General features: G+C 44.1%; 21 protein-coding genes. 11 read left to right on the plus strand and 10 right to left on the minus strand.

The window, feature by feature from the left end:
* Window positions 1–29 precede the first annotated feature (29 nt).
* Complete coding sequence (locus tag ACWYU8_RS10285; RefSeq protein ID WP_457519472.1) at window positions 30–374, plus strand: HopJ type III effector protein; 345 nt, start codon at window positions 30–32, stop codon at window positions 372–374.
* A gap of 22 nt (window positions 375–396) precedes the next feature.
* Here the strand turns inward: ACWYU8_RS10285 and ACWYU8_RS10290 are convergent, their stop codons facing one another.
* Window positions 397–705, minus strand: a complete 309-nt coding sequence (locus ACWYU8_RS10290; RefSeq protein WP_457519473.1) for a cysteine-rich CWC family protein — start codon at window positions 703–705, stop codon at window positions 397–399.
* 116 nt (window positions 706–821) lie between these two features.
* Between ACWYU8_RS10290 and ACWYU8_RS10295 the strand changes: the two genes are divergently transcribed.
* Window positions 822–1037, plus strand: coding sequence for a DUF3820 family protein (locus ACWYU8_RS10295; protein WP_005375557.1), 216 nt, complete (start codon window positions 822–824; stop codon window positions 1035–1037).
* A gap of 81 nt (window positions 1038–1118) precedes the next feature.
* On the opposite strand, the gene trpB is transcribed toward ACWYU8_RS10295, so the two are convergent.
* Both trpB and ACWYU8_RS10305 read right to left on the minus strand, forming a co-directional pair.
* Window positions 1119–2318, minus strand: a complete 1200-nt coding sequence (gene trpB, locus ACWYU8_RS10300; RefSeq protein WP_457519573.1) for a tryptophan synthase subunit beta — start codon at window positions 2316–2318, stop codon at window positions 1119–1121.
* 196 nt (window positions 2319–2514) lie between these two features.
* Window positions 2515–2763: a hypothetical protein gene (locus tag ACWYU8_RS10305; RefSeq protein WP_457519474.1), complete on the minus strand. Its 249-nt coding sequence runs from the start codon at window positions 2761–2763 to the stop codon at window positions 2515–2517.
* A 229-nt stretch (window positions 2764–2992) separates the two neighbouring features.
* Here ACWYU8_RS10305 and pcp point away from each other — a divergent pair, with 229 nt between their 5' ends.
* The 3 genes from pcp (at window position 2993) to ACWYU8_RS10320 (ending at window position 6258) form a co-directional block, all read left to right on the plus strand.
* Window positions 2993–3631: a pyroglutamyl-peptidase I gene (gene pcp, locus ACWYU8_RS10310; protein WP_457519475.1), complete on the plus strand. Its 639-nt coding sequence runs from the start codon at window positions 2993–2995 to the stop codon at window positions 3629–3631.
* 173 nt (window positions 3632–3804) lie between these two features.
* Window positions 3805–4791, plus strand: a complete 987-nt coding sequence (locus tag ACWYU8_RS10315) for a CobW family GTP-binding protein (RefSeq protein ID WP_457519476.1) — start codon at window positions 3805–3807, stop codon at window positions 4789–4791.
* A gap of 174 nt (window positions 4792–4965) precedes the next feature.
* Window positions 4966–6258 carry a DEAD/DEAH box helicase gene (locus ACWYU8_RS10320; RefSeq protein WP_457519477.1) on the plus strand — a complete coding sequence of 431 codons (1293 nt, stop codon included), beginning with the start codon at window positions 4966–4968 and terminating at the stop codon, window positions 6256–6258.
* A 75-nt stretch (window positions 6259–6333) separates the two neighbouring features.
* Here the strand turns inward: ACWYU8_RS10320 and ACWYU8_RS10325 are convergent, their stop codons facing one another.
* From ACWYU8_RS10325 to modF, 3 genes are all read right to left on the minus strand, one after another.
* Entirely contained in the window at window positions 6334–7176 is an 843-nt protein-coding gene (locus tag ACWYU8_RS10325) for an arginase (protein ID WP_457519478.1), read from the minus strand.
* A gap of 6 nt (window positions 7177–7182) precedes the next feature.
* Window positions 7183–7917: an IclR family transcriptional regulator gene (locus ACWYU8_RS10330; RefSeq protein WP_457519479.1), complete on the minus strand. Its 735-nt coding sequence runs from the start codon at window positions 7915–7917 to the stop codon at window positions 7183–7185.
* 339 nt (window positions 7918–8256) lie between these two features.
* Entirely contained in the window at window positions 8257–9711 is a 1455-nt protein-coding gene (gene modF, locus ACWYU8_RS10335; RefSeq protein ID WP_457519480.1) for a molybdate ABC transporter ATP-binding protein ModF, read from the minus strand.
* Between the two features lie 406 nt (window positions 9712–10117).
* Here modF and ACWYU8_RS10340 point away from each other — a divergent pair, with 406 nt between their 5' ends.
* A complete protein-coding gene (locus tag ACWYU8_RS10340) occupies window positions 10118–10615 on the plus strand; it encodes a hypothetical protein (RefSeq protein WP_457519481.1) in 498 nt (165 codons plus the stop codon).
* Window positions 10616–10909: 294 nt separating this feature from the next.
* Here ACWYU8_RS10340 and ACWYU8_RS10345 read toward each other — a convergent pair whose 3' ends face one another.
* Genes ACWYU8_RS10345 through ACWYU8_RS10360 form a run of 4 tightly spaced genes read right to left on the minus strand, consistent with a single transcriptional unit; the run spans window position 10910 to window position 15276 of the window.
* Window positions 10910–11755 (minus strand): sugar phosphate isomerase/epimerase family protein, encoded by an 846-nt coding sequence (locus tag ACWYU8_RS10345; RefSeq protein WP_457519482.1) that lies wholly within the window; start codon window positions 11753–11755, stop codon window positions 10910–10912.
* A gap of 4 nt (window positions 11756–11759) precedes the next feature.
* A complete protein-coding gene (locus ACWYU8_RS10350) occupies window positions 11760–12824 on the minus strand; it encodes a sugar phosphate isomerase/epimerase family protein (RefSeq protein ID WP_457519483.1) in 1065 nt (354 codons plus the stop codon).
* A gap of 23 nt (window positions 12825–12847) precedes the next feature.
* On the minus strand, window positions 12848–14092 hold the full coding sequence (locus tag ACWYU8_RS10355) for an MFS transporter (RefSeq protein WP_457519484.1): 1245 nt from the start codon (window positions 14090–14092) through the stop codon (window positions 12848–12850).
* Window positions 14093–14142: 50 nt separating this feature from the next.
* Window positions 14143–15276 carry a Gfo/Idh/MocA family protein gene (locus ACWYU8_RS10360; RefSeq protein WP_457519485.1) on the minus strand — a complete coding sequence of 378 codons (1134 nt, stop codon included), beginning with the start codon at window positions 15274–15276 and terminating at the stop codon, window positions 14143–14145.
* A gap of 234 nt (window positions 15277–15510) precedes the next feature.
* On the opposite strand from ACWYU8_RS10360, the gene ACWYU8_RS10365 reads away from it, so the two are divergent.
* The 5 genes from ACWYU8_RS10365 to gbdR all read left to right on the plus strand — a co-directional run bounded on the left by ACWYU8_RS10365 (window position 15511) and on the right by gbdR (window position 22798).
* Entirely contained in the window at window positions 15511–16497 is a 987-nt protein-coding gene (locus tag ACWYU8_RS10365; RefSeq protein WP_457519486.1) for a LacI family DNA-binding transcriptional regulator, read from the plus strand.
* A 186-nt stretch (window positions 16498–16683) separates the two neighbouring features.
* Complete coding sequence (locus tag ACWYU8_RS10370) at window positions 16684–17655, plus strand: glucokinase (RefSeq protein WP_457519487.1); 972 nt, start codon at window positions 16684–16686, stop codon at window positions 17653–17655.
* 577 nt (window positions 17656–18232) lie between these two features.
* Window positions 18233–19375 carry an iron-containing alcohol dehydrogenase gene (locus tag ACWYU8_RS10375; protein WP_457519488.1) on the plus strand — a complete coding sequence of 381 codons (1143 nt, stop codon included), beginning with the start codon at window positions 18233–18235 and terminating at the stop codon, window positions 19373–19375.
* Between the two features lie 483 nt (window positions 19376–19858).
* On the plus strand, window positions 19859–20965 hold the full coding sequence (locus ACWYU8_RS10380) for a CocE/NonD family hydrolase (RefSeq protein ID WP_457519489.1): 1107 nt from the start codon (window positions 19859–19861) through the stop codon (window positions 20963–20965).
* A 705-nt stretch (window positions 20966–21670) separates the two neighbouring features.
* On the plus strand, window positions 21671–22798 hold the full coding sequence (gene gbdR / locus ACWYU8_RS10385; protein WP_457519490.1) for a choline metabolism transcriptional regulator GbdR: 1128 nt from the start codon (window positions 21671–21673) through the stop codon (window positions 22796–22798).
* Window positions 22799–22937 lie beyond the last annotated feature (139 nt).

The following is a 22937-nucleotide window of genomic DNA, read 5'->3' on the forward strand; positions in this document are numbered from 1 at the left end:
GCATGATGGCATAACAATTTGGATTGAAAATGGAACTACAACAATTTTTGGATGCAGTAGCGTCGACACCAGAACAAATTGAATTTGAATCGACGATCGCGGTGATTGAAGCGAATTACGAATTCACACCGACTGCGTTTACAAATGGCGAGACAGAAAACGCAGCTGGACAGAACAATGGCTCATGCAAGATCTTTGCATTTGGCTTGTTGAATAATCTGGATAAGGAAGCAACACTTGCTTGTTTTGGCCGTTTTTACCGTCAAGATGTTCTCCAACACCCAGAAAAAGATGATCATCAGAACATTCGTAACTTTATGGTGAGCGGATGGGATGGTGTGAAGTTTGAGTCATCAGCTCTTGTAGCAAAATAATTATATACATAGAGCCAGCCGTTTAAGCGACTGGCTTTTTCTCCAGACACTTACGGCACAGGCATAACTGACCTTGTTTAGGTTTTGGTAAATCTCTGCTCTCTACGTCGAAACACCAACAGGTTTCTTTTCCCGCTGCGATATCACAGTGTGCCTGAGTGCCGCATTCGGGGCACGAATGAGTAGAATCACCACCCGATATTTGATCGATCAGGCTATCCCTCTGCTCCTCCGTCTTATCTTTCCATTGGATGATTTCTTCTATTGTTCTGTGGCAACCGGAACAGATGCCGCCATTGTTTTTGCAGGCAGCGCGACAAGGTGATTTCATTACTTTCTCGTTCTCATTTTGAATGGCGCTTACTTTAGCATAAAGCAAAGTGAAACTGGTCGGGAGATCACGCCGATGATACTCTTAGGCGAAATACCTTAACCGCAATCCAACTTATGTTAGAAAAAGAAAACCTGATAAAACTGGCAAGAATGCAAATGCCTTTTGGCAAATACGCAGGGAGAGTTCTGATTGACTTACCTGAGGAGTATTTGCTGTGGTTTGATAAAAAAGGATGGCCTAGCGGTGAGTTGGGAGATCTACTCAAGTTGTGTTTAGCTTTGAAAATCGAAGGCTTAGACAGTGTCGTAAAGCCGCTCAAGCGAATGTAAGCCTGAATAGAGCAAAAACAGGTTCCCAAATACAGCAAAGCCACCTATTTTGTAGGTGGCTTTAAATTAGCAATCTAATGCTTAGATCAGTGATTCAATCCCGTATTTCGCACCGTAATTTTCGACAACAAAATCGATATCTTTGTCACCGCGACCAGAAAGGTTGATAAGAATCGAACCCGTTTCGCCTTCTTTCGCAAGTTTTATCGCGTATGCCACTGCGTGAGAAGACTCAATCGCAGGGATAATGCCTTCCTCTCGTGAAAGCTCAAAGAACGCATCTATTGCTTCGTCGTCATTGATCGAACCGTAATTTACGCGTCCGATATCCTTTAGGTAACTGTGCTGAGGGCCAACAGACGGATAGTCCAGACCGCTCGCCACTGAATAGACTTCTTGAGGTTCACCTTGCTCATCTTTGAGCATGTAAGATTTAAAACCATGCATGATGCCGGGTTCACCCAGGCTCAAGGTTGCCGCATGCTCGCCTACTTTATCCAGAGAACGGCCTGCTGGCTCAACACCGTGAATCGCAACCTGATCGTCTTCTAAAAATGCGCTAAATAGACCCATAGCATTTGAGCCGCCACCGACACAAGCGACGAGATTATCCGGCAATTTACCCGTCATCTCTTTAAACTGAACTCGCGCTTCGTTACCAATAATAGATTGGAAGTCTCGTACCATTTTCGGGAATGGGTGAGGGCCAACCACAGAGCCAATGGCGTATAGTTGGGTTTCTGGATCTTTTAAATACGCTTCAAACGCAGCATCTACCGCTTCTTTCAGCGTTTTACGCCCATGAGTGGCAGGAATGACATTGGCACCAAGGATTCTCATACGAACCACGTTTGGGTGCTCTTTAGCAATGTCGACTTCACCCATATAAATATCGCATTCAAGACCGACAAGTGCTGCTGCGGTAGCTAACGCCACACCGTGTTGACCTGCACCAGTTTCGGCAATCAATTTCTTTTTGCCCATCTTTTTGGCGAGAATCGCTTCGCCCAGACAGTGGTTGATTTTATGAGCGCCAGTGTGATTGAGATCTTCGCGCTTCAGATAGATATCAGCACCGTATTTTTTGGATAAGTTCTCAGCATGGAAAATCGGACTAGGTCGGCCAACAAAGTGTTTGTAAAGACGTGCCAATTCGACTTTGAACTCGGGATCTTTGCAGCATTCTTCATACGCTGAGTTTATGTCGCGCATAATCTGTTCTAGTTCCGGTGGAACGAAACTACCACCATATTCGCCGAAGAATCCATCACTGTTTGGCATCGAGTAGTTGAACGAATTTTCCATTTGTACATCCTAGTATTTACGAGAGTCTTAATGCATTTATACCCAAATTCAATCCGTTATAGTGTGATCAGTTGCTTAAATCGTGATATCGCCATTGTGAACTAGTGTATTAGTACGAGTGTGATGCAAAAAAGCTTGCTGAACGTAGCAAGCTTTTTGAACTTGGTTTGTATTAGTGGGTGCGGCTCGGGCCGTTGCGAACGATATCTTTACCGTGGTCGTAAACGTGTTTTGAAACCCAACGTCCCAACAAAAGCTGGTGATTTTCGCCTAATACAGCAATAAACGGACGACCATCGCTGTTGGTTGTGGCCAGAGCAATTCCGGTTACACCCTCAATACCAAGAGAGCCACTTTCTACCTGGCGGAGAAATGTTTCCAGCTCTTCAATGGTTTCAATGATTTGATTATCGATATTCATTTTATTCAAATTCTTCGAAGTGCAGATTATTTGTGGCACGTACTCTACCTAAGTTAAGTAGAGAAACCAAGTTCCTGATAGTTCGCGTAACAATCGTCACAGATTCTCTGGTTGGAATGGTGTCACATAATACCCACAAATAAACAGGTTACAGTGAGTTAAAGTTTGGAGAGGCGACACGGGAGTGTAATAATTTTTGGATATTCCGTCCGTTTGATTGAAGACTAAAATGAAAAAAATCCTGATTACTGGTTTCGAGCCATTTGGTGGAGATACCATCAATCCCGCTTTGGAAGCAGTCAAGAGGTTAGAAGAAGTGGCTATCGATGGTGGCATTATTGTCACTTGTCATGTTCCCGTTACCCGTTATGACTCTATTAACGCAGTGATAGAAGCCATAGAAACGCACCAGCCAGATTGCGTGATAACGGTAGGGCAAGCAGCGGGTCGCGCCGCGATAACGACAGAACGCATTGCCATCAACGTTGATGATTTCCGAATACCTGACAATGGTGGTCACCAACCAATAGATGAACCTATTGTTGCAGAAGGGCCAGATGCTTACTTCACCACGTTGCCAATAAAACGAGTGGTACAAGCTCTGCAAGATCAAGGTATTCCTTGCCAAGTCTCTAACAGTGCAGGGACGTTTGTATGCAATCACCTGTTTTACGGCGTACAACACTACCTCAAAGATAAGCCAGTTCGTCATGGTTTTGTGCATATTCCGCTGTTACCGGAACAAAATCCTATGGGTGATCAGCCAACGATGGCCTTAGATACTATAGTGGAAGGACTAAGATTGGTCGCGCAAGTGGCGATTAACCATGATTCAGATATTGTTGTTACTGGTGGACAGATTTGCTGAAACCTCTTGATATTGGGTTCTGTTCGAGCGTCGAAGTTACGTTAACTGAATAAGCTTTTTCTATTTCAAATCGTGGGTAAGGTGTAGCTCTTCCAGTAGATAAAAGCATTGAAGCACATCTCAATGTCCGTATACTTTGCGATAGCATAAAAGCACTAACGTCGGAGAAAAACATGTCAAATCGAGTACCTACCAACATACTAACGGGATTTTTGGGCGCGGGGAAAACGACGACGATTTTAAATCTATTAAAGAATAAGCCTGAAAACGAAAATTGGGCTGTGTTGGTTAATGAGTTTGGTGAGATTGGCATTGACGGCGCTTTGATGACAGAGCAAGGTGCCTTAATTAAAGAGGTACCTGGTGGTTGTATGTGTTGTACTGCTGGGGTACCTATGTCTGTCGGCATTACTGCGTTGCTACGTCAAAAACCAGACCGTTTGCTCATTGAGCCAACAGGTTTGGGCCATCCAAAACAAGTGATTGCGACGCTGACGTCTGAACAATATCTGCCATACGTTGATCTGAAGGCGACAATTGCCTTGGTGGATCCACGTAATCTAAGCAATGAAAAATACCTGTCTAATCAAAACTTCATTGATCAACTAGACAGCGCGGATGTTGTCATAGGCAGCAAAGTTGATCTGTGTTCTAGCCATGATATCGATGTATTCAATGATTGGATTACGGATCAGTCTCCATCGAAAGTGTTTAGCAAGTTGATCCATGATGGTGAGTTACCACTTGAAGTCTTAGATATAGAACGAATCCATGGTTGCGCCTCTTCACATATTGAATCGCATCATCATGATCACGCTCACCAAGAGCCTCAATTCCAGTTGCCACCTGGTGAAGCGTTTATCCGTAAAGAGAATAGAGGGCAAGGCTACTATAGCTGCGGCTGGTTATTTGGTGCTGAATACACCTTCGATTTTGACCAGCTATTCTCCATGCTTTCGGCACTAACAGCGGAACGAGTTAAAGCGGTAATAAATACCGACCGTGGATGCTACGCATTTAATGTTGCCAATACGGTAGTTTCAGTTAATGAAATCAGTCTTGAAGGCTTTGAGTCGAGATTAGAAGTCATTGACTCTCAATTGTTGCCTTGGGATGACCTAGAACAGATTTTGTTAAAATTGTCTGGCATTGAATTGTAATAGATAGAGGCTAAACGGTGAATCGTCTGCATGTCAGGATTCGCCGTTTTCGCTACTAAGCGAGACTAAAACTGAAAAAAGAGAGAAAAGTGAGATAAATCACTTAAATTCGGGTATAGTGCACGGCTGAATTTTTAACGCTATTTTTAGTGGTTTGTTTAAGGAATACGCTCAATGTCATTTTCATCTCAAGGTTTTGCACCAGAAGTGGTAAAAGCGCTGGCAGAATGCGGTTATGAAAAGTTAACGCCAATTCAACAGAAGGCGATTCCAATGGCTCGCAAAGGCCATGATATTTTCGCTACAGCACAGACAGGTACTGGTAAAACTGCAGCGTTCTCATTGCCTATGATTCAGCAGCTGCTGGACAGCAATCGCAGTGCGTCGCGTAAAACGGCTCGTGCACTTATCCTGGCACCTACGCGTGAACTGGCAGAGCAAATTGCTGACAACATTAAGGCGTACACTAAATACACTAATCTATCGGTGGCTGCTGTTTTTGGTGGTCGCAAAATGTCTTCACAAGTGACTGCACTAGAAAACGGTGTTGATATTCTTGTGGCGACACCAGGTCGTTTGGAAGAACACATCGAACAGGGCAATGTGTCAGTTGCCAACCTTGAGTTTCTGGTTTTTGACGAAGCTGATCGTATTCTCGATATGGGCTTTATTCACGCCGTGCGTAAAATCATGTTGGATGTGGACACCGATCCTCAAATCATGATGTTCTCTGCGACAACTTCTAGCCAGCTAAATCTACTGGCGAAAGACATTCTGCGTAAGCCAAAACGCATTGAAGTAGAGCGTGCAAATACCACCGCACAAACCGTTGCTCACGTACTTTACCCAGTTGATCAAGAGCGCAAAACAGAACTGCTTTCTGAACTGATTGGTCGCAAAAACTGGAAGCAAGTGCTGGTGTTCGTGAACTACAAAGAAACGGCAAATGATGTTGTTCAAGAGCTTAAACTGGATGGTATCAAAGCCGTCGTTTGTCACGGTGACCGTGCGCAAAGTGCTCGCCGTCGCGCTCTTGAAGAGTTCAAAACAGGCAAAGTTCGAGTGATGGTGGCGACAGACGTTGCTGCTCGTGGTTTGGATATTGAAGATCTGCCACATGTAGTGAACTACGATATGCCGTTCTTGGCAGAAGACTACGTTCACCGTATAGGTCGTACTGGTCGTGCAGGAAAACAGGGTCACGCTGTTTCTTTTGTAAACCGCGATGAGGAACTGACTGTGGTTCAGGTTGAAAACTTAATTCAGCAACGTATCCGTCGTATTGAACTTGCGGGCTACGAGCCGAAACAACGTGAATCATACATTGAGAAGCTAAACTCAAAACCTGCGTTTAAAAACCGCCAAGGCCGCCGTAACAATCCAAATCAATCAGCAACGGACCAAGGTTCTGCGGAACGCCGCCTGGCAATGGTTAAGCGTTTGAAAGCACGTCGCACGACAAAATAATATCAATATTTATTGGAACAAAAACGCCCTTCACGAAGGGCGTTTTTATTGGTATTTACTCGTACTTACTTGCAATTAAGCGGCGTGATCAATCAGTGGAGCGATTTGATATAGCTCTTCTATGATAGCTTTGGTTTGTCTTGAATAGACCAAACGATCGCGATCGCCAACCAACTGGATAGCTTTGACCTTACCAGACACTAAACACAGTCTGATGGTTCTTAATACCATTTGAATATCTAGCGACATGTCACCATCAAGATTGTTTTTTGCAACAAGTGAACCTAAGTCAATCGACACAATTATTTGGTCGCAGTGATCCAGATAATTACTGACCTGTTGTTTGACGTCATTACGGTGGCGGAAAGTCAATTCTCGCGCTGTTACCCAATCACATCCTTGATCTTCAGCGTACTCCCATGTTTCTTGTTTGATATCTTGCTCGTTTACACCAGCAAAAAACAGGCGGACGTTGTTGTATCTGGAAAGTGCGAAATGAAACGCAGAGCCCACCCGTGGTTCTAGAGTCGGCTTCAAGTGCATTTTATGACCGATACTCACGATGCCGACTTCATCTTGGCTGGAGACAACTACAGGCAGTATAGACAAAATGGCTTCGGTGCAATTAGTGACCAGCACAGGAATAGAGTGGCGAGAAAGAGACAAACTAAGTGCTTCCTGAAAGTCGCCATTCTCTAGCTTAGTATGCGGAAAATGACCGCAATCAGCGGCTGTTGTCTGGTCATGTTGCTGATAGAGCCATTCACTGGCATTGTCCAAGCTCTGATCCGCTAATTCAAACGCGCCCTTCGACATAGGAGCTACGTGCTCACATACTGTCATAAATGAGAAAGGGTAGTGGTGCACTGGTGCCTTTGTTGTGTGATGAAATTTATAGCGTTTGAAAAAGCTCAACATGATGAATTACCTTTCTGGTGGTAGTGCCCTTGCCGCCTGCAACACGTGTAAAACGATGCGCTGCTTGTCCTTTTCGACACGGTGTGCTGGAGCCATCACTGAAACAGCGCCAACGAGCTTACTTCCTTTCATGACAGGTGCACTGATACCAGAAACACCAGGGTCAATTTCGGAAGTACTGATGGCGTATCCTTGTTTACGGATAGTGGCGAACTCTTGTTCCCAGTCATTAAGTTTATGATCTTGCTTGAAGTAGCGTAAGATCTTGTCACAACGACTTTTAGGCATGTAAGCCAGCATCACCTTGGATGAGGCGCCACGAAGCAGGGGTTGACTTTGACCCTGGACGAAGCTGCACCGTAGCGCCTGCATACTTTCTTTTTGTCTGACACACAGAGCTCGATAACCAGATGGAACCATGTAGGCTGCCATTTCACCAGTTTGTTGTACCAAGCGAGATAAGATCGTTTCTACTAAATCAAGACCGTGCTGAGCACTTTCGTAGCTGTGCATCAAAAGCAGCGCAGCTGGCCCGACGACAAAGGTCTTATCGTGAACGCTTTCTTCAATCAGGTTCCATTCTTTTAACAGTTTCAAATGTCGATAAAGACTGCTCAATGGTACGTTTAACTGTTCGCTTAGTGTTTTCGCAGATACTGGGAATGGGCTCACTGCGACTTTCATTAATAATTGCAGGGCCTTTTCGTTTACCTGGTTAGCATTCGCTTTGTTTGTTGTCATGGATATGTTGTAACTTGTTAGGTGAATTAGGACAAATATAATTCTTAATAGCTGAGAAAATAAAAATAATTTTTGAATTCAATTCTCACTTAGTGAGAAAGAGCAAGTCTCCCATAAAAGGATTGGTTTTTTTGCTCATTTCTGAGTCCTAAGCGTGAATACAGCGAACGCTCTATCGGGCAATGCTCTCATTCAAGGCATAAGTGCATCTGTTTTGAATGGGATTATCCAATTTGCCTATGAATTCATAGTAAAGTTGACTGCCAAGGGAATCGAAACGCTTGAGCGAGACGATCCCCTAAGAGATCTTCATCAGAAGGAAACACTTTGCGAAGATAACTAGTACTGGTTAATTTGAGCTCGGTAACATTGTACGTCCTGATCAAAAACAAACTCTAAATCGTTTTTGATGCTCTCCAAACGGTCTTCCTGATAATGAGAGACATACAGGAGCTGACTGAGGTTTTCACGTGCAATGAGCTCTAACGTGTTTTTGACCAATCGTCTTCCTAAGAAGTCTAAGCCCTGATAGGGTTCATCCAGAATCAGCAAGGTTGGTTGCTTAACGATCGCGCGGGCGATCAGTAGTAAACGTTGCTGACCATATTCTAATTGTCGGAATGACGTTTTTTGGTATTGGCTCATATGCAGGATTTCTAACCACTCTTTCGCGACGTCAATCTCTTTGCGGGTTGGTTGATGATACAAACCAATAGAGTCATAGAATCCAGACAAAATTACTTCTAACGCACTACAATTTACACGGTACTGTAGGTGCAGAGCAGACGACACCATGCCAATGTGCTGCTTTATTTCCCAGATAGTTTCTCCGGAGCCACGTTTCTTACCAAAAATATGAATGTCATTGCTGTAACATTGTGGGTGATCGCCAAATATCATTCCAAGCAACGTACTCTTGCCACATCCGTTAGGGCCTTTTACCTGCCAATGTTGGCCTTTATCGATACGCCAGTTTAAGTCAGTAAAAATTCGTTTCTCAGTGTATTCTACGTGACCATTTTTTAGCTCAAAGATCGGGTTTTCGAAATGGGTAGAGTGCTGATGCTGACGTATCAGAGCCATCATTTCTTCGCTCTGTTTCTCTGACTGCGATTTGATTTGCTCAATGATTGGGTGTTGATCCCAGCTTTGTTTATCCATGGTACTGTCGAGTTTACCTGAGTTAAACAGAGCCACACGGTCAATCCACTCTGGCATATCGGATTCTCGAGAGAAGGTAATCAGCATTTGCAACGATTGAGATAGCGTGTGTAAGTAGTCAGCCAATGCTGCTCGATGGCTCACATCCAGTCCGGTGAAGGGATTGTCTAACAAGACCAAGTCAGGTTGTGTTGCCAAAGCTCGAGCAAGCATTACTCGTCTGGTTTCTCCCGTAGACAACACACGAAAACCACTTTGCTCAAGGTGGGTAAGATCTAAGTCTGCGATTAACTTTTGTGTAATTTCTGCGTCTTTGCAGCATTCAAAAATTAGCGAGTAAACGGTACTGCCGTGGTCAATTCGGTCAAGAAAGTCTGTATCGTCCTTTTCTAATTCAAGATCTAAAAGTCGCTGTTGTTCAGACAAAGACACTTGAGCCACTTTCCATCCGCCAAGATCAACATTGCCATCAGTTGGCTTAAGTTCACCACAAAGTAGATCACCAAGCAGAGAGCCAATATCTCCTTCGGCGCTAAAAATACCCCAAGCGTGCCCGCTTTCAATTTCCCAATGTTGGATATCTAAGGTCGAGGTGCATCCCCTTGCAATTACGTTGTCTAAACAAATTTTCACTCTGCTTCCTTTTTGTATGAACTCTATTTCTCTTTTCTTTCTGTTGTTATACCAAGCCAGGGTGACTGGCGTAAATAGATGGATCAAAGAGAAACACATCAATGCGTGTGTTGACAGTAAAGCGACATCCGATAACGCCACTTCTCTTTTCCGACTGCAGACTATGACGGCAATACATAGCATGTGGTGATCAACAGCAAGGAAGTTTATCAAGTTCCGTCAGCGGCACGTGAGGGTGGCTGAATATATAACACTCTGTTTTAATTGAATTTCATTATTATTAATTTTAATTAGACCATTTTAGCAATGAATAACTCTAGTATTTAACGGTAGTCACCATGACCAGATAAGGCTCTTGTCTTCCTGCTTTATCGTGTACTTTTATCAATCTATGAAAGGAAAAAACATGCGTAAATTAGCGTTATTTGTTGCGGTTCTTACTACTCTGACAGTCCATGCCGTAAATGCTGCCAAACCACAATCCGCTGAATTCCAAGGGGCACTTGTCGATGATATTTCAGGTGTTTTGATGTATGACTTTGAACTCCCTGAAATAGGGGCATCTCAACGATTTATTATCCGTAAAGATAAAACGGTAGAGGTTGTTGAATCGGGTACTTCAGAGCGTTTTACAGAGCGATGCAAAGAGCATCAGGGTCAAACGATAAAGATCACGATAGGCGGTGAATCACCAAATAGTGTACTACAAGAGATCAGTTGTAACACTGAGCCTGTAACAACGCGTGTGACGAAATTTGTCAAACCGTCTGGTCAACCCTCAACGCAAGCCGTGTTCTATGTGATTAATGCTTTGAGTTCCGGGTATGAGTTGAATGGTGTTCAATACAAACCAAATGGAGATGAAATCACCAAGGCTTGGGATCAGTTTCAGGCTTCTATGTAGCGTGTTGTAGGCAAATTAATCTCAATAGGTCCTCGAGTATTTGACCGGAGGCTTATTGTGATTGGAAGATCCCCCCGAAATATAAGGTATTGACTTAATGAGACTGGTATTACTGTCTCCACCACTGAGAAAAAGTCTGATTGTTATCATTTAAGCCGACTATTTCTCCAATCATTGGCGTCATTAAGCGGTAGTCTCGGTTCTGGCTCGCCTTAGCAATTCGCTCTAGCGGTACACACTCTAAGTAATAAAAGCGGCGCGAATATTCGCGCCGCTTTTAAGAGGGTCGGAAGATTAATGACCTTGATCTAAATGCTCAATCAGATACTGATTCGCTTTGCTGATGATAGCTTCTGCATCTGCAGGCATGTCGTGTTCAACAACATACCATTGAACGTTTGCTTTCTGTGCCGCTGGCAGTACTTCATCCCACGCCATGATGCCATCGCCAATAACCGTAAAATTGCGCTCGTTATCATGCGTTCCTATTCCGGAGTTGTCTTTAGCATGAACGCTGAAAATACGCTTTTTCCATTTCTTGATCAGTTTAGCAGGGTCTTGACCGCCACGAGAAACCCAAGCTGCGTCGAGTTCCAGTTTTAGGTTGTCCGCGTTACTGCCTTCCAACATCCACTCGAGTGCAAGCTTACCGTCGTACTTTTTCATTTCGAAATCGTGGTTGTGGTAAGCCAGTTGCATACCGTTTTCTCGCAGAGTTTTACCGATTGCGTCAAGCTCTTGACCAAGCTCCTTCCAGCCTTGTGCGGAAGTAGGGCGATCCTCCGCTGCAAGCCATGGCATGATGATCACCTGATTGTCGATAGACTGGTTAAAGCTGATAACGGTATTAAGATCGTTACGTAAATCAGCTAACTGTACGTGAGCGCCCATCGCGTCTAGCTGGTGCAATTCCAGCAAACGATTAAGCTCAAAGCTGTCTACACCTTGAGTGCCAACCAGTTCGACGGCATGAAATCCAGTTCGCTGTGCCATAGCAAATTGCTCTTCCAGCGTACCAACATCTCTTAAGGTGTACATTTGGAGTGCAATGTCGCTCTTATTGACGTTTGCCATAACCAGTGAGGAGGACAGTAAACCTAACGTAAGTGCCCCAGTCTTAACCCAGTTTTTCAGTTTCATTGATTCAGTCTTCCTTGTCTAAGCCCATTAGGCTACGGTTTAGATTTTGTTCTTGTGTACCTGAAGCAAAATCATCAAACGCTTTTTCGGTACGATTTATTAAGTGTTTTTGGATAAATGGGGCACCCTCAGCTGCGCCTTGTTCTGAGTCTTTGAGGCAGCATTCCCACTCCAGTACAGCCCAGCCGGAAAATCCATATTGGGTCAGCTTGCTGAAAATTTGCACGAAGTCGATCTGACCATCGCCCAGTGAGCGGAATCGCCCTGCACGATCAACCCAGCTTGCGTAGCCACCATAAACGCCTTGCGAAGCACTCGCGCGGAACTCGGCGTCTTTTACGTGGAAGGCTTTGATACGATCATGGTAACGATCGATGAAGCCTAAGTAGTCCATGCCTTGCAGTAGCATATGGCTTGGGTCGTACAGAATGTTGGCGCGCGGATGGTAGTTAACGCTCTCCAGGAAACGTTCGAAACTGGTACCATCGAACAGATCTTCACCCGGGTGGAGCTCATAACAGACATCGACACCTGCCGCGTCGAATGCATCCAGAATTGGAAGCCAGCGCGCGGCTAGCTCCGCAAATCCTTCTTCAACCAGACCTTGTGGACGCTGTGGCCATGGGTAGACGTATGGCCAAAGAAGCGAACCAGAGAACGTTGCATGCGCGGTCAGAGCAAGGTTGGCAGAAGCTTGAGCTGCCAACATCAGTTGCTGCGTTGCCCACTCAGAGCGAGCCGTAGCATCGCCACGCACCGCTTCTGGAGCAAACTGGTCCATCAAGGGCTCATAGGCAGGATGAACTGCCAGAAGCTGACCTTGAATGTGAGTAGAAAGTTCACTGATTTGCAGACCAAATTCAGCAAGAGTCAGTTCAATTTGTTTACAGTAGTCTTTATCTGTTGCCGCTTTTTCCAGATCGAATATCTCAGGATTCAGCGTTGGCATTTGCAGCGCCTTATAGCCCTTGTCTGCAGCCCATTTTGCCAGCCCTTCAAGTGTGTTGAATGGTGCCTGGTCAGAAATGAACTGCGCGAGGAAAATAGCAGGACCTTTAATTTGTTGCATAATCAATTACCTTAAAATTTAAATTAGGCGTTTGCAGTTTGCGTTGAAGCAGAGCGCTTCTCTTTGAAGAACAGGATGAATAGCAGTGCTACGCCAGCCGCGAACATTGCTGGAATCCACCAGAAGCTTGCCCAGTTATCAGGTGTTAGCTGAGTCGCACCTTGTAAGAACTCGTTGTAAACCATGCCGGCAATTTGCGCGCCAACCAACATACCAACACCGTAAGTCACCAAAACAAGTAGACCTTGCGCCTGGCCGCGGTTGCTATCGTTACATTGTTTATCAATGTAGATTTGGCCGGTTACAAAGAAGAAGTCGTAACATACGCCGTGTAGCGCGATACCTGCCATGATCATCCAAACGACTGAATCTGGTGCGCTGATCGCGAATAGTGCATAGCGAAGAACCCAAGCACCCATACCTACAACCAGCATCCATTTCACGCCAAGACGACGGAAGAACATTGGCATCAGTAGCATAAACCCAAGTTCAGAAACCTGACCAAGTGTCTGAATACCGGCGATGTTAGCCATATCCATAGAGCTTAGGAAAAGCTGAGTAAAGTTGTAGTAGGCAGCGAGTGGGATACAGATTAAAAACGAAGCAAGCATGAACACAAAGAATGCAGGGCTTGCTAGTTCTTTGAACACATTGATACCAGCAATTTCACTGAATGACGTTTTCGTCCCTTTTGCAGCTGGTTGTGTGTCAGGTAGCATGAAGCTAAAGATACCAAGAATCACACTTGCTGTTGCTGCTGTGTAAAGTGGCATTGCTGTTTGTTCTGCGGCTACGCCTAACATACCGCTCAATCCGAAGCTGATGAACAAACCTGCAACGATCCAACCAATCGTACCGAACACACGAATTGTCGGGAATTGTTTTTCCTGATCTTCGATGTTGCGGAACGCCAGCGAATTAGACAGGCCTAATGTCGGCATGTAAGCCAAGTTATAAGCCAGCAGTATCACTATAAATAGCGTTGGGTTTTCAATGGTATGTGGGGCGGCGAATAGAAATGCTGCGCCTAAAAGGTGTAGGGTTCCTAACACTTTTTGCGTGGCGAAATATTTATCAGCAATCAGACCGATAAAGAATGGTGCAATAACCGCAGCAAGCGGGTTAACCGTATATGGCCAGTGAGTCAGATCGCTCATGCCTACCTGAGACATATAGACTGCGATAGACGTGTACCACGCACCCCAGATGAAGAATTGCAAAAACATCATGGCGCGCAAGCGAGGCAGAATAAAATTTTCGTATTTCATAATATTATCCATTTATTAGTGTAGGGGTGTTTCACAAATTGGTGTTGCTTTTAGTCGATAGTCACCCAACGCTTTTCTTTAGCTGAAGTGAGGGCTGCATCAATCAGTTTGGCTGCTCGAAGACCGTCATCAAACGTTGGTAAACCTTCTCGTTTTTGACCAAGTAAGGTGTCGTAAAAGTCATTGATGAAAGCATCGAAACAGTGACTGTAACCTTGTGCATGACCAGCTGGCGTCAGTGACAAACGTTTTTGTTCTGCACTGCCTTGAGTTGGATCGCGAACCAGTAAAGTGCGCGAGTCACGTCGACCAATCCATAGTTGCTCTGGTGTTTCCTGATCAAATTCAAGGCTGGCGTTGCTGCCATCGATTTCAAACCAAAGACGGTTTTTACGACCCGCAGATACTTGGCTTACGGTCAGTGTTGCCGGTGTGCTTTTATCAGTAATTAACAGCAAGTTCGCGATGTCTTCAGTGGTCACTGCAGAACTCTCACTTGATGTTGCGGTTTCAGTACGCTCGCTGAATGTCTCAGTTGCGTTTGTTGAACGCTCTTTTTGGGCTGTATGGAAAAGACTGGTTAAATCGGTAAAGCGTTCACCGGTAACCCACTCAATTAAGTCACACCAGTGGCTGCCGATGTCGGCAAACGCACGTGAAGCACCACCCTGTTTTGGGTCAACGCGCCAGTTGTTATCTGTTTGTTCTAGCAGCCAATCTTGCAGGTAGCTACCGTGAATCAGGTGCAACAGGCCAATTTCACCACTTTCAATGCGAGCCTTTGCTTCGCGTACCATCGGATGGTAGCGGTAAACGAATGGCACACCTGTAACCAAGTCTTTTTCTTTCGCCAGTTTTTGAAGCTCGATTGCGTCTTCTAAATTAGTGGCAAGTGGCTTTTCACAAATAACATGTTTTCCTGCCTCAAGTGCTTGTTTAGCCATTGGGTGATGAAAACGGTTTGGAGTGCAGATGTGCAGTACGTCTACTTGGTCACTTTGTAACGCATGATCTAGGTCGTCAAATACCATCACTCCCCATTTTTCTGCGACTGCTCGAGCTTGCTCTGGGTTGGCGTCTACTAATCCAAGTACATTCACTCCTGCAGTTTTTAGAGATCGGAAATGCACATGGGCAATCATTCCTGTCCCTACAATTACTGCATTAATACTTGATTTACTCATTCTACGCTCCGTTTTGTTTTTCCGTGTAACATTACATTTCATTACATAAACTATATCAAAACGGTTTCTTGGCTAAATAATTCTGGAATTCTCTGCTTGTTTTTATGTCTTGAATCACAAACTAAAAGCACTTTGAGAGTTGGATCACGTTAGGTTATTCACTCGAAAAGATAGAGCGGAAATGCAATACGTGTTACATTTGTTTCATGCAGTTTTTTATAGGTATGAAGATCTATGCGTCCATCTGTCGCTGATGTGGCTAAATTTGCTGGGGTATCAACAGCAACGGTTTCGAGAGTACTCAATGATAGCCAGTCTATTCGTCCACACACCCGTGAAAAGGTTAAACAGGCAATTGAAGCTTTAGGGTACCAGCTACCGGAAAGTAATCCGGTGATGAAACTAAATGGCACAAAGCTTGTGATGGTGCTGGTTCCTAGTATTGAAAACCCGTTTTATAGCGGCATTGTTAGTGGTATTGAATCCGCTGCGCGTGAACACAACTTCTCTGTTATTTTGACAAATACGCAAGGTGATAGTTGGGAAGAGCTTAAGTATTTGGACATGCTGGAGCAGAAGCAAGTCGCTGGTGTTATTAGTTTGGATCCAATGACCGCGCAGTTAGAGTTACCTGAGCGTATTGTTCAGTTGCCTTGGGTTGCTTGCTCTGAGTATGTTCCTGATTCCCAGGTTGCTTACGTGAGTATTGACCACAAGCAGGCGGCCCAAGATGCGGTTTTATACCTGGTATCTAAAGGACATGAGCGTATTGCGTTAGTTAATTCTGACGAAAATTATATCTATGCTCAACAGCGTCGTGAAGGTTTTATCAGTGCTATGGAGTCTTCGGGACTCACCATCGAAGAGGGCTATATTCAATCGATGGGAGGCGTTGATTACCCTCTGGGCGAGTTAGCTGCAAGACGTCTGCTGACGCTACCTTCACCACCAACGGCTATCTTTGCTGTCTCAGACATGTTGGCTATTGGTGTCATGAAAGCACTATTTCGGATGGGTAAGGCGGTGCCTCAAGATGTGGCTGTCGTTGGTTTTGATGATATCCCTATCTCGGATATGTTTGAACCGTCATTAACGACGATTCAGCAGCCTACATTTGACATGGGGCAGGCGGCGATGAAGATGTTAACTCAACGTATTGACGGTAATACCGCGACATCTAAAATCATTCATCATTCTCTGATAGTTAGGCATTCCGCATAACCTATCTTAAAGCCTCTGCTATTCTTTACTTGCCTTAAAAGCATTATTTCGTTGTAACGCTCACGATTAGCATCGTTGAGCGTTGACTATTTATGATATGAAATGTAACGTTTCATTTATTACATTAATTGGTTTTAGATGCGTCTTTTACCAATATTTGAGTTTGCGATTAATTAAGGAGAAGTAATGTCGGAACAGTATGCTTTGGTGGGAGACATCGGGGGTACCAACGCTCGATTAGCACTTTGTGAGTTAGCAACAGGGGCGATAAGCGATATTGTGACTTACCCTGCCGCAGAGTATGAAACTTTGGATGTGGTGATGCGTCAGTATCTTGCTCGCCATGAATATCAAATTTCATCGGCTTGTATTGCAATCGCTTGTCCAATCACAGGGGATTGGGTCTCAATGACTAACCATCATTGGGAGTTCTCCATTCAGGCGCTGAAAACACAACTGAATTTGCAGGTTCTGGAAGTCATTAACGACTTTACTGCGGTCTCTTTTGCAATCCCGAGCTTAAAACCTGAAGACAGAGTTCAGATCGGTGGCGGTGAACCAATAGCGAATAAGCCTATTGCCGTATACGGCGCGGGCACAGGCCTCGGTGTTGCTCAGTTAATTCATGGTGGAAACTTGTGGCATAGTGTACCAGGAGAGGGTGGACATGTTGACTTGGCGGCTTGCACTCCAGAAGAAGATGATTTGATCGTTTACCTACGCAACAAATTCGGCCGTGTATCTGCGGAACGTTGTCTGTCTGGGCAAGGTATTCGAAACATATACGACTTCGTTGTTTCACACCGTGGTGCTGTACCAGAAGACTATACGCCGGCAATGATTACTGAGAAAGCGCTCAAAGCAGAATGTAAGGATTGTGAACGAGCGCTGTATCTGTTCTGCATATTGATGGGGCGTTTTGGAGGCAATTTGGCTCTGACCAATGGCTCCTTTGGTGGTGTGTATATTGCTGGTGGCATTGTCCCTAAAGTTCAAGATCTGTTTATCAAGTCTGGATTCCGGGTGGCATTTGAAGATAAAGGCCGTTTTAAAGAATATCTTCAATCCATTCCTGTGTTCTTAATCACGCATTCAGATCCTGGGCTACTGGGCTCAGGTACTTACATCCGGCAATCACTAAGTATTTCTATAAATTAATATTTTTAAAGTAAGTCGAATTCTTAAAATGGGTTCGGCTTACTCATATCTAAAAAGTAATCGTTGACAACTCGCTATCAGGGTTCACTTCTATAATCGCTTATCAACCTTTCTGTTTTAATTCGCACTATTGAAGTGCAATTAGCTCGTGGTTCAATTTGTGAACTTAGGCTATCCAACCTTAACAAAATTCCCTCGTACGCGGCTTAGCAGGCTAAAAAGCAAAGTTATTTTGTGTATAAAAGCGCTTTAATAACCCTATAAAGCAAAAGGGTAAGTCGGATAGATGGTTTGGCTCAGACTAGACTAACGAGAATGAGGGCGGCATGGATAACCTCTTCTCTATTGGTCAGGCAGAAGTCACGTGTTCCTATGATACGCAACTGCTAGCTCAATCTTCTTCTTCCTTATTTGCACAACGAATCTAACAAAGGTTCTTAGCGCTTTCGTCCCATCGAACTGCCCAGTACTGATAACTGGTTGCGCTTGATACACAAGGCGTCTGGCCAAGAACCTGGAAAGGAGTCCACAGTAAACATGGGCTCCTTAAAAAATTTAACTTATAAGGATAAACACGATGAGCGTATTTAAACTGGCGTTTCCTAAAATCAACTATTCTGGTGTCGGTGCTATCGAAGCCTTGGTCGAACGTTTAGCGAATGAACATGGTTCTGAGAGCGGATTACTGATCTGTGATCCAATGCTTGTTGAATTAGGGTTTGCAGAAAAACTACTGGCGAGTCCGTTGCAGCTTACTTTGTTCAAAGATGTACGACCTAACCCTGATACGGATACTGTGAACAATGCTTATGACATGTATCTAACGTCTGGCGCTAAATACATTATTGGTTTTGGCGGTGGTAGCTCGATAGATACTGCAAAGGCGATCAAAATTTTGTCGGCTAACCCAGGTCCAATCGCGGCTTACAATGGTGTTGAGAAAGTCGAACGACTAGGCTCACCGCTTTATGCTATTAACACAACAGCTGGTACTGCAGCTGAGGTAACAAGTAATGCGGTTATTACTGATACTGCGACGCATGTAAAACACGTCATTATCTCTGATAAAATCATTCCAGAAATCTCAGTCAATGACGCAAGTGTTATGCTGGGCATTCCTAAAGCAACAACCGCGGCGACCGGTATTGATGCATTGACTCACGCACTGGAGTCATACGTTTCTGTTGGTGCTCACAAGTTAACTGATTACATTTCACTTGAAGCGATACAAACTATTGCTGAAAACTTACCTGCAGCGGTGGATGATGGTACTGATATCAATGCGCGTGAAATGATGGCTTATGGTCAGTTTATTGCTGGGCTCTCTTTCAACAGTGCGGGTCTGGGTATGGTCCATGCGATGGCTCACCCTGCGGGCGCTCATAAAGATCTGCCTCACGGTGTATGTAACGCAATCTTGTTGCCAATTGTGAGTGAGTTTAACCGTCCACACCGTGTTGAAAAGTTTGCGAAGGTTGCTGAAGTATTGGGTGTTGATACGTCAGACATGACTGCCGAGCAAGCGAGCTTGGCTGCCATTGAAGCGCTTCATGCACTGAACCGTCGAGTTGGCATTCCTGCTGGTTTTGGTGAACTCGGCGTTACTGAGCAGGATATTCTGACTTGGGTAGATGACGCTTTGGCGGATCCTTGCGCAGGTGGCAATCCATGTGCAATGACAAAAGAACAAGTAATTGAACTGTATAAGAAAGCGTTGTAAATCCTAATTCCCCAGCTCAATTAGTTTATGTAGAAGCCTAGTCTCCAATTGACTAGGCTTTTTGTTTTCTTAACTGCATAAACTCTGGTGCGAGAGCAAAATCAGGCAATCGATAAATTCAGAGTTACCAATAAGCACACATATGCTTAATGTCGTGGTTTTTATTATTATTATGCTTATATATCAGTAATTTGTTTTAATTTTTCTTCAAATTCATTGCTAATTGATAAGTGACGGACAACAGAATTTAGTTCACGTTGGCTATCAACTTGGAGGATTGTGCAAAGATTAAGTATTATCCGGATAACGTAATTTTGTGACTTGTTACATTATGGATATCAATAGATTCGCAAAGAGAGTCAGCCTTTCTATAGCGAAACCCGTTCTCAAGCTAGACGAGTTGACTCAGTCTGAGGATGGCTACTGAAAGCATACATCGATACTGAGCTAACAAGGTTAGCAGGTTTATCAGGAGAAACTAGAATGAACAAGCACGATAATAACGACACAATCGCTAGTCAAGATTTGCCTAACGCTAGCCGTAGAAATGCAATGAAAATGACTGGTGCAGGCGTGGTTGCCTTAGGCGTTGGTGCACTTACAGGAGGTCAGGCCATGGCAAGTTCAAAATTAGAGTTAGGTAGTAGCTGGGATAAGACTTTCGCGAAAAGCGACAAAGTTGATCATAAAAAGGTGACTTTTACCAACCGTTACGGCATTACGCTTGCTGCAGACCTGTATCAGCCAAAAAACAGTTCTGGCAAACTCGCGGCAATCGTTCTTAGCGGTCCTTTTGGTGCAGTAAAAGAGCAGTCATCTGGTCTGTATGCACAAACGATGGCAGAGCGTGGATTCATTACCCTGGCATTTGACCCTTCATACACTGGTGAAAGTGGTGGTGAGCCACGTAATGTTGCTTCTCCGGATATTAATACTGAAGACTTCAGTGCTGCAGTTGACTTTATCGGTTTGCAAGAAAATGTTGATCGCGAACGTATCGGCGTTATCGGTATTTGTGGCTGGGGCGGTATGGCCTTGAATGCTGTAGCAATCGACAAACGTGTTAAAGCGGTTGTTGCAAGTACCATGTACGATATGACCCGTGTCATGTCAAAAGGCTACAACGACAGTGTTACTCTTGAACAACGTACGCAGGGCCTAGAGCAATTGGGACAACAACGTTGGAAAGATGCAGAAAGTGGTAAGCCTGCTTACGGCCCTGTTTCACTTGAGCTGCAGGGTGGTGAACCACAATTTGTTGTTGAATATGCGGCTTACTATAAGGATCCGCAACGCGGTTTCCACCCAAGAGCAATTAACTCAAATGCGTCATGGACGATCACGACACCATTGTCGTTTATGAACATGCCTATCTTGACTTACATTGCAGAAATTTCGCCACGTCCGGTTCTGTTTATCCATGGTGAAAAAGCGCACTCACGTTATTTCAGTGAAACCGCTTATGAGGCAGCAGCAGAGCCGAAGGAACTGATGATCATTCCTAATGCGACCCATACTGATCTTTATGATCAAATGGATGTCATTCCATTCGATAAAATGGAAGGCTTCTTTAAAGAGTACCTAGCGTAAGTAAGGTATCAGTCTAGTCTGAATAAGCCAGATTTTAAAGCTAACCTTGATAGCGTCAAACTTGCGACAAAATTGAGGTAATTAGCCAACAAACACCCCCTAAAGAAGCCAACATCAGTTGACCACAGATGTTGGCTTCTTTGTTTGTGCGCAGAATAGTTATTTATCCCACAGCGCAACAAATTTTTTCTTCATGATGACTATTTTTGTGTTCAATTTCACTGAACTGCCGCTTTATTAACTGTATTGTTACGTTTGTGTAACGTTTAAAACAAGTAGTTTACCATCCAAATGTATTAATGGACTTCTTACTTTTTCCATTTATATCATTGTTTTAAATGAAACCGAATAATTGCTCTAAGCCTTTAAATTGTATGGTTTTTATTTGGTCAAGAAATTTGAGTATTTGTTTAATAGCGCATCTTTTTGGTGCATGTGGTTGCAGTAAGTTGGTTAGAAGCATCGAAAGGGTGCAACTGATACAAAATCTGTAATCGGGTTACTAAAAAAAATAGACAATATATTCAAACAGATATCTTGGCTCATGTAGTTTGAAACTTGATGTTGCAAAAATATTCGCCTTATATAAATACATAGGCATAGTTGTTGCTTAGACAAAGGTGCTCAATGCGGTGTACTAAGCCAATATAAAAAATAGCTAGTTCTACCGATTAATAATAAATCTCCTTTACATTGGAGTGCGCTATGTCAGTCTCAATAAATAAGTTCGATTACTCGTCGAACAAGGAAGTAAACCGTATTGGTTTTTTGCTGTTGGATAATTTTACTATGCTTGCGTTTTCATCAGCCGTTGATCCGATGCGCATGGCTAACCAACTGACAGGAAAGGAACTGTATGATTGGTATGTGATCTCAGAAGATGGTGACGACGTTGAATCCAGCGATGGTATTACTATCAAGCCAGATTGTTCAATGGCGGATGCGCCTCAGCTAGACACTCTGATCGTAGTGGGTGGTGTGAATATCACACGTAGCTTCACGCGCAAGCAAATAACTTGGTTACAGTCTTTAGCTCGTAAGCATGTTGTACTCGGTGGTGTGTGTACGGGGAGTTATGTACTGGCAGAAGCTGGTCTTCTGGATGGCTATCAGTGCAGTGTTCATTGGGAATGTCTTGCGACGCTGCAAGAGCGTCACCCTCGAGTCAATTGTCTCAATCACTTATTTGTTATCGACCGAGATCGTATGACATGTAGTGGTGGAACCGTGCCATTGGATATGATGATCACCATGATCCAGAAAGATTATGGTCGTGAGCTTGGCTCAAGCATTTCCGAAATGTTTATCTGTGACAATATACGCGGTGAAAATGATACACAACGTATCCCTCTTAAACATACGGTTGGTACCGCTCAGCCTAAGTTGGTTGAAGCTATTATTTTAATGGAAGCGAATATAGAAGAGACCATAGAACTTGATGAATTGGCGATGTACGTCGGTTTATCGCGTCGTCAGTTAGAGCGTCTATTCCAGAAATATTTGCAATGCTCACCATCAAAATACTACCTGAAGCTTAGATTGAACCGTGCAAGACAGTTGTTAAGACAAACCTCGATGTCAATCATCGAAATCGCGACTGCGTGTGGTTTTGTTTCATCACCACATTTTAGCAAGTGTTACCGTGTTTATATTGGCATTTCTCCGAAAGCGGAACGATTGGGAACACATTCAGCCGCTGTGGCTGTTACTCCGCCAGCGTTGGAAACTGATACTATCGTTGATTTAATGCAGTTTAACACCACACCAATACGCTCATCTAAAGTCTTATATGAGGCTAAACATGAGCCAACGTATGGTTCCGTCTCAATCTAACCGGTAAAGTTCGAATAAAGAACGCCATCCCCAAAGGATGGCGTTTTTTTTGTTTTCAATTTGTCGCTTAGAGTTGCGCAAAAGGGATTTCAGATGCCGTTTTTAGAACACTTTTAATCCAGCGTAATACCTATTCTGG

Source organism: Vibrio limimangrovi (assembly GCF_054064025.1).